Source organism: Cobetia sp. SIMBA_158 (assembly GCF_046566945.1).
Lineage (GTDB): Bacteria > Pseudomonadota > Gammaproteobacteria > Pseudomonadales > Halomonadaceae > Cobetia > Cobetia amphilecti.
In genome coordinates, this window is sequence record NZ_JAWJYL010000245.1 from 1 (window position 1) to 279 (window position 279).

Sequence of the window (279 nt, forward strand, 5' to 3'; positions counted from 1 at the left end):
CCCGGTCGCAAAACAGACCCCGGCAGTAGTTTTAACTGGCCATTATTTTTAAACATGCTTGAGCAACCAAGTTGAGAGAGTCACTATCATGATTTTAGTTTCTATTATTTTAGCGTTAATTTTAGAGCGTTTAGGGGCGCGAGCTAACTATTGGCAAATAAGCTATTACGCTAATGGCTATTTAAAACGCTCCAACCGCTTACTTGCCAGTAACGGTTTGTTTAGTTCGGCAATGGGTTTTTTAATTTGGCTATTTTTACCCGCAGTTGCTATGGCGTG

1 protein-coding gene is annotated in these 279 nt (G+C 40.9%); it reads left to right on the forward strand.

The genetic code is table 11. The features are described from left to right. Window positions 1-88 precede the first annotated feature (88 nt). Window positions 89-279, forward strand: a 191-nt coding sequence (locus R2R70_RS19825; RefSeq protein WP_410978873.1) for a hypothetical protein, incomplete at its 3' end; no start/stop codon positions are given.